This window comes from Acinetobacter sp. UBA3025 (assembly GCF_002367915.1).
GTDB lineage: Bacteria > Pseudomonadota > Gammaproteobacteria > Pseudomonadales > Moraxellaceae > Acinetobacter.
In genome coordinates, this window is the sequence record NZ_DFDO01000299.1 from 1 (window position 1) to 7505 (window position 7505).

The window sequence follows — 7505 nt, forward strand, 5'->3', positions numbered from 1 at the left end:
TTGTCTTGTTGAATGAAGCCAAAACCTTTAGTTTCGTTGAACCACTTTACTGTACCGGTAACTGTGTTAGACATAATATAACCTATTGAATCTTATGGATTTATAGTCAAAATTTCAGATGACTAGCTGTAACTTTGAAAAATAAAAAGGATGGAGCTTATTGATCTTTAAAACGAAGGTTTATGACTAAAACTGCGATACTTAAAAGAAGACTAACCAAAACAAGAATTTTTCTAGTTATCGCCATCATACCCTGTATTTATAGATATTCAAGTAAATTATATGGATTATTTAATAGACGTCTGAAAATTATAGATATAAATTTGTGTAGTTTGTGTACGCAGCAGATTTTTCTTTGTATCACGTCATCATTTTGACATATGAAAAAGAGCGCCGTAGCGCTCTTTTTAAAGCTAAAACCTAAACTTTGACTTAGTAATCAAAGCTGAAATGTTCTGCTGCCAGTGAAGTCATAGTTTTTGATGGATTTACCATTGCTTCAGCATGGCCTTGGGCACGTGGCAATAAACGCTCAAAGTAGAAATCAGCAGTTTTAATTTTCGCTTTGTAGAATTCTGGAACTTCTGCACCATCACCAGTAACCAGTTTCGCTGAAGCCACTGCAGCTTGTTGTGCCCAGAAGTAAGCCATCATCACATAACCCGAAAACATCAGGAAGTCCACAGAAGCAGAGGATACGATGTCACGGTCTTTACGTGCTGCCAGCATAATACGTACAGTGAGTGCGTTCCACTGTGCACATAGCTTGGTCAGATCCCAGGCAAAACGGCGCATGTATTTATTACGTGCATGCTGACCACAGAATTTCAGAATTTCAGCAGTGTAATCACGAATCACTTTACCTTTAGAGGTCAGCAGGACTTTACGACCTATCAGGTCAAGCGCCTGAACGCCAGTCGTTCCTTCGTACAGGGTAGAGATACGTGAGTCACGAACGATTTGTTCCATGCCCCATTCCTTGATGTAACCATGACCACCAAATACTTGCATACCGTGGTTCGCTGCTTCATAACCCATTTCAGTCAGGAAGCCTTTCAGAATAGGGGTATAGAAACCTAAGTGATCATCCTGCTGTTCAAATTCAGCAGTATCACCACGCAGCAGGGCATCATTCATGTTATCTGCAATTTGTGCTGCATGATACATCATGGCACGACCACCTTCAGCAATCGCTTTCTGGGTCAATAGCATACGGCGCACATCGGCATGATGGATGATCGCATCCGCCACTTTTTCCGGATCTTTTTTGCCAGACAGGGCACGCATCGACATACGTTCTTTGGCATATGGCAATGCACCCTGGAAAGACAGTTCTGCATGACAGATGCCTTGAATCGCGGTACCGATACGCGCGGTATTCATAAAGGTAAACATGGCATGCAAGCCTTTGTTTGGCTCGCCAATCAAATAACCCACTGCATTGTCAAAGTTCAGTACAGCGGTTGCAGAGGCACGGATCCCCATCTTGTGTTCAATTGAACCACAGTTCACCGCATTGCGTTCACCGATACCGCCATCTTCAATGGCAATGAATTTCGGTACGATAAACAGGGAAATGCCTTTAGTGCCTTGTGGCGCATCTGGAAGACGTGCCAAAACGATGTGCACGATGTTTTCAGTTAAATCGTGTTCACCCGCAGAAATAAAGATTTTAGTGCCTGAAATCGCATAAGTACCATCAGCTTGCGGTTCAGCTTTAGTTTTTACCTGCCCCAGATCGGTACCACATTGTGGCTCAGTCAGACACATGGTTCCTGACCAGGTACCTGCAACCAGATGCGGTAGATAGGTGTTTTTCTGTTCATCAGTACCATACTGGATGATGGTATTGATACAGCCCACGCTCAAACCTGGATACATCTGGAAAGACCAGTTTGCTGTACCCATCATTTCTGATTTGATCAGGTTTAAAGACATCGGCAGGTTTTGACCGCCAAATTCCTCAGGATAAGATAGACCTTGCCAGCCACCTTGTACGAACTGATCATAAGCTTCCTTGAAGCCTTTCGGTGTACGTACTTCACCATTTTCAAAATGACAACCTTCTGCATCGCCGGTCTGGTTCAGCGGAGAAAGTACATTTTCACAGAAATCTGCCGCACCTTCTAGGATCATGTCTACCGTATCTGCATCGGCATATTCGCCATTTGACAGTTTTTGGTAATGTGCAGGGTAATCAAGCACTTCATTCATTAAGAAGCGAATATCACGTAAAGGAGCTTTATATGCTGGCATGCGTTTAATCCTGATTAAAATAGTTTTGGATTATCTGTATCGATTCTATGATTATTCACATTGGGGATAAAAAAACATTGATAAAGACAACAAATAAAAATGTCAGAAAAGCGAATCGAGAAGATCAGACAAGTTTAAAGATTAAATAAAGGAAATCTCCATCTTTAAATAAGACACTTGTATTTAAAAACGCTTATCTGTCTGGACTTTAATCAATATTTAGGGAGATTGTCTAGGGGTGTTTTTGTATGAATTGTACACGAATGTTAGGGTCTAATTATTGGATAAATCATGTCATTAAATCCAATTTAATTTTATTGTTTTTAATGAAAGGAAAAGAGTGAACGAATTAATGACTAACCCGTTCACCTGAAAAATATTTAGAATTAAAGAAAATCTTTCAGCTCAGGTTTTACCCCGTTCCAGATATAAAAAGATTCAATAGCCTGACCGATCAGCATGCCGAAACCCTCAGAAGTAGGGACGCCACGGGCTCGAGCTTGATCCAGAAAAGTGGACGGTTTGCCATAGGCCATTTCATAGGCATGTTTAAACTGTAGAGCTTCAGGTAGTACCAGCGCATCACCACTAAGACTGGCAGAAGTCGCATTAATTACAATATCAAACTCACCGGCTAAATCAGTTAAGGCAATGGCTTGCAGTTCTGCTTGTGGAACAGCGTCTTTTAGATCGGCAACCAGTTGTTCTGCACGTGACAAAGTACGGTTAGCAATAACAATCTTCTTCACACCGGCCTGTACCAATGGATAGATAACACCGCGGGTCGCGCCACCAGCACCAATAATCAGGATATCGGTATTTTCCAGAGTCCAGTCAAGAGCACGAATAGCCTCCACTAAGCCTTGTCCGTCAGTATTGTCACCATGCAGAATGCCATCTTTCATCCATAGGGTATTCACGGCTTTGGCGATTTTGGCACGTTCGGTAAGGACCTGGCATTGGGCAAAGGCCTGTTCTTTGAAGGGCACAGTCACATTCATGCCAATACCGCCCTGAGCAAAAAATTCCTGGATATTGGCTGTGAAACCATCCAGTGGGGCAAGGCGTTTGGTATAGGTCAGATCGACCCCGGTTTTAGCAGCGAAAGCCTGATGTAGTTCAGGAGAGCGTGATTGTTCGATGGGGTTGCCAATAACGGCAAATTGCTTGCTCATTTCACCATGTCCATGTGCGGAAATGGCCATTAATATACGTGAAAATGCAGGAGGGCTAAAGCCTGTCAGCAGTGAAAAGTAGGCTGGAGTTTAAAGGTTTAGGAACTACAGATTTCAATAATATGTTCGACAAAAAGCAAGGCCATACTAAAGAGGGTTCCGGCAATCGTGAGGACACTCACAAAAATGGCAACTACATCTAGAATCAGGTTATGACTGATGACAGCGGTACTAATCGCACTAATACCAAGCGCCAGAAATAGCCAAAAGGCCAATGTAGCAGGATTAAGGTGAAGCTTAAACATTGTTATTTTTACCTAACAGAATTTATCTTTATCAGAGTCGAGATCTAGGAGTAGATCCTGAAATATCTTTCTGAGTTGCAGTATAGAGGATTTATCCATTAAAAAAGCCCTCGATCTGAGGGCAATTTGTATTTAAATATTTTGATTGCTTTATTTAGTTTTTAATTCTGTTAACCAGTCATGCGGTTTAAGGTAATAATCGGTTAAGCGTTTTTCTGGTGATCCTTCAGCCCATTCCGGGCGGTATAACCAGCCGGTAAGAGGCGGCAGGCTCACTAGAATCGATTCAATCCGGCCACCCGTCTGCAGGCCAAACAGTGTGCCACGGTCATATACCAGATTGTATTCCACATAACGGCCACGACGGTACAGCTGGAAATCACGTTGTGCTTCAGTATAAGACTTGTCTTGGTTACGCTGGAAAATTGGCAGAATTGCTTCGAGATAACCATTGCCTACAGCCTGTATATACTGAAAACAGGTTTCAAAATCCCATTGATTCAGGTCATCAAAGAATAGGCCACCGACACCGCGCTGCTCATCACGGTGTTTTAGATAGAAATAATCATCACACCATTTTTTATGTTTTGGATAAACCTCTTCGCCAAAAGGCGCACAGAGATCATGCGCGGTCTGGTGCCATGACAGCACATCTTCATCATTTGGATAGAAAGGGGTGAGGTCAAAACCGCCACCAAACCACCAGACCGGATCCTGACCTTCTTTTTCCGCTACAAATAAACGTACATTGGCATGTGAGGTCGGGACATTCGGATTTTTAGGATGGATGACTAATGATACACCCATGGCTTGGGCTTTAGCTCCTGCTATATTCGGATGGCGTTCAGTGGCAGAAGCGGGTAGTTTGGAAATATTGATGTGAGAGAACATCACACCGCCTTTTTCAATTACCGTACCATTTTGCAGTACGCGTGAACGGCCACCGCCACCTTCAGGACGTTCCCAGTCATCAATTACAAATTCAGCTGTGCCGCCACCGGCACGTTCCTGCTGTTCCAGCGCGGCACAAATCCGGGCTTGCAGGTCGAGGAGAAAATCGCGAACGCGTTGAATATCTGCAGAGGTGGGATGCTGCATCAGAACTCTCATAGGGAAATAAAAAGACTGATGACATCAAAGCATAAAATGGCCTAAAAATTAAGGTGTTTTTCTAGATGCTCACCATCTGTAACAACATTCAACCTAATGTTTTAGAAGGATGTGTAGTGCATTAAATCCGACCAGGCTACTAGGTTGAATTCTTTTTTTGAGCTCCGCACAATAACCTCAACAGCGCTCTATGCAGCGCATTAACCTGACTGATAAGGTGGTAGGCATTCATGACTGTGCAGGCAAATTCTCTCATTCAAAAATATAATGTCCCCGGTCCCCGCTACACCAGTTATCCAACCGTCCCTTATTGGGAAGAGTCAGGATTTTCACTAGAGCTTTGGAAGCAGACACTAAAACGTTCTTTTCAGGAGTCGAATGCGACTGAAGGCATCAGCCTGTATATTCATCTGCCATTTTGTGAAAGTTTATGTACCTTTTGTGGCTGTCATAAACGGGTGACCAAACGTCATGAAGTCGAGCAGCCTTATATACAAGCTGTGCTGAAAGAATGGGAGCTGTATTGTGAGTTATTAGAAGAAAAACCCATCATCAAAGAAATTCATCTTGGTGGTGGGACACCGACGTTCTTTTCCATTGAACATTTAACCCAGCTGATTCAAGGTATTTTGTCCAAAGCCAAGATTGCAGCAGAGCATGAATTCAGCTTCGAAGGTCATCCAAACAATACCACGCGTGAGCATTTGCAAGGCTTGCATGACCTGGGTTTTCGTCGGGTCAGTTATGGCGTGCAGGATTATAATGAAACTGTACAAAAAGCCATTCACCGGATTCAACCTTATGAAAATGTTAAACAGGTGACTGAATGGGCACGTGAGATAGGCTATGAATCAATTTCGCATGATCTGGTTTTTGGTCTGCCATTTCAAAGCTTGGATGATGTTTTAAATACTATTGATCAGACCAATTCACTGTTACCAGACCGTCTGGCCTTATATAGCTATGCACATGTGCCTTGGATTAAAGGGAATGGCCAGCGCGGTTTTAAAGATGCGGATGTACCGAAAGATGAGATCAAGCGTCAGTGCTATGAAGAGGGTAAGAAAAAGCTCTTGTCGCATGGTTATCATGAAATTGGTATGGACCATTTTGCGCTAGAAAAAGACAGCATGTACCAGTCCTTTCAGTCTGGAACTTTGCACCGCAATTTTATGGGTTATACCGCGTCTAAAACTCAGGTAATGATCGGACTCGGAATCTCTTCGATTAGTGATAGCTGGTATAGCTTCGCGCAGAATGTGAAAACCATTGAAGAATATTATGAGCGGCTAGAGCAAAACCAGATTCCGATCTTTAAAGGCCATATCCTGACTCAGGAAGACCTGATCATTCGCAAACATATCCTGAACCTGATGTGTAGCTTTACCACCTCTTGGGCAAAACCTGACATGCAGTTTGCTGAAATTAATGAAGTTCTAAAGCAGCTTAAGGAAATGCAGCAGGATCAGCTGATCAAAATTGAAGACTCTTCAGTCACGATTTTGGAGAAAGGGAAACCATTTGTACGCAATATTTGCATGGCTTTTGATTTACGTTTAAAGCGTCGTATGCCAGAGAACCGGATTTTCTCAATGACGATTTAAGAATCCCTCTTAGGATCTTATAAATCCCTCCAAACCTCCCTTTAAAAAAGGGAGGCTTCCCTATACTTATATAAAAGGAAATTTCCCCTCTTTGAAAAAGAGGGGGCAGGGGGAGATTCTTTTAAAAATCTTCCTTCTGATACATATGCGCCATACGCTCATGCTTGGTTTTGAGGTATTGCTCATTGAATGGATTCAGACCCACAGTGAGTGGTACACGGTCCACTACATTAATGCCTTGCTCTTTCAGTGCATCAATTTTTAAAGGGTTATTGGTGATCAAGCGGACGGCTTTTACACCTAAGTGATCCAGCATGATGCTGCACATATCATATTGACGTGCATCTGCCGGTAAATTCAGCATTAGGTTGGCATCGACCGTATCATGTCCCTGGTCTTGCAAGGCGTATGCACGGATTTTATTGGTCAAGCCAATTCCGCGTCCTTCCTGACGTAAATAAAGAATGACACCGCGACCCACTTCATTAATCAGTTTTTGTGTTGCCTGGAGTTGAGGGCCACAGTCGCATTTTAATGAAGCAAAGGCATCACCGGTTAAACATTCAGAATGTACACGGACCAGCACAGGTTCATCACTTGGTTCTTCTAAGCCTTTAGAAAGAGCGACATGTTCTTCGCCAGTTTTAGGGTCTTGAAAAACAGTAATTTTAAATTCACCATGAGCGGTCGGTAATCTTGAAGTTGCGACAAATTCGATAGGCACAGCTGAACCCGTAAAATCCTAATAAAGTAGCTAAAGTATAGCGTAATGCTTAAACATTAGTAGAATTGCTCAGCTGAATTTATGAAGAACATTTTCTTTTTTGTAGAAAGCGAACGATAATAGTTGATAAATAGTAAGATTATTCAGGATAATCGTAGCCTGCAAATTTTTCACCCCGACGAGATCGCTGTTTAATATTGCATCGCTAGAAGCGTAGCTGAATTGAAGCTGCTACAATTCAACTATATGATCGGTTATTCCCCATTGACCTAGCTTAAGATTTTGCCAGGCTTTAGAAGGCTTTGCCATATATGCTGTATACAGAAATACC

Annotated in this window: 7 protein-coding genes; 1 reads left to right on the top strand and 6 read right to left on the bottom strand. The window is 42.6% G+C overall.

The window, feature by feature from the left end; translation table 11 throughout:
- The 5 genes from B4J23_RS12620 to hemF all read right to left on the bottom strand — a co-directional run.
- Positions 1-74, bottom strand: a 74-nt coding sequence (locus B4J23_RS12620; protein ID WP_291361067.1) for a cold-shock protein, incomplete at its 3' end; no start/stop codon positions are given.
- A gap of 358 nt (positions 75-432) precedes the next feature.
- A complete protein-coding gene (locus tag B4J23_RS12625; RefSeq protein ID WP_291361058.1) occupies positions 433-2256 on the bottom strand; it encodes an acyl-CoA dehydrogenase C-terminal domain-containing protein in 1824 nt (607 codons plus the stop codon).
- 386 nt (positions 2257-2642) lie between these two features.
- Positions 2643-3431 carry a shikimate dehydrogenase gene (aroE, locus tag B4J23_RS12630; protein ID WP_291361060.1) on the bottom strand — a complete coding sequence of 263 codons (789 nt, stop codon included), beginning with the start codon at positions 3429-3431 and terminating at the stop codon, positions 2643-2645.
- Positions 3432-3529: 98 nt separating this feature from the next.
- Positions 3530-3736 (bottom strand): hypothetical protein, encoded by a 207-nt coding sequence (locus tag B4J23_RS12635; protein ID WP_005233693.1) that lies wholly within the window; start codon positions 3734-3736, stop codon positions 3530-3532.
- Positions 3737-3886: 150 nt separating this feature from the next.
- Positions 3887-4834, bottom strand: coding sequence for an oxygen-dependent coproporphyrinogen oxidase (hemF, locus tag B4J23_RS12640; protein WP_291361062.1), 948 nt, complete (start codon positions 4832-4834; stop codon positions 3887-3889).
- Positions 4835-5076: 242 nt separating this feature from the next.
- On the opposite strand from hemF, the gene hemN reads away from it, so the two are divergent.
- Complete coding sequence (gene hemN, locus B4J23_RS12645; protein ID WP_291361064.1) at positions 5077-6450, top strand: oxygen-independent coproporphyrinogen III oxidase; 1374 nt, start codon at positions 5077-5079, stop codon at positions 6448-6450.
- Between the two features lie 121 nt (positions 6451-6571).
- Here the strand turns inward: hemN and ribA are convergent, their stop codons facing one another.
- On the bottom strand, positions 6572-7174 hold the full coding sequence (gene ribA / locus B4J23_RS12650; protein WP_004786979.1) for a GTP cyclohydrolase II: 603 nt from the start codon (positions 7172-7174) through the stop codon (positions 6572-6574).
- Between the last annotated feature and the right edge of the window lie 331 nt (positions 7175-7505).

What these genes read in the sequence shown, in the direction of transcription:
- hemF (WP_291361062.1), bottom strand. Translation starts at nt 4,834, where the DNA reads ATGCAGCATCCCACCTCTGCAGATATTCAACGCGTTCGCGATTTTCTC.
- hemN (WP_291361064.1), top strand. Translation starts at nt 5,077, where the DNA reads ATGACTGTGCAGGCAAATTCTCTCATTCAAAAATATAATGTCCCCGGT.
- aroE (WP_291361060.1), bottom strand. Translation starts at nt 3,431, where the DNA reads ATGAGCAAGCAATTTGCCGTTATTGGCAACCCCATCGAACAATCACGC.
- B4J23_RS12635 (WP_005233693.1), bottom strand. Translation starts at nt 3,736, where the DNA reads ATGTTTAAGCTTCACCTTAATCCTGCTACATTGGCCTTTTGGCTATTT.
- B4J23_RS12625 (WP_291361058.1), bottom strand. Translation starts at nt 2,256, where the DNA reads ATGCCAGCATATAAAGCTCCTTTACGTGATATTCGCTTCTTAATGAAT.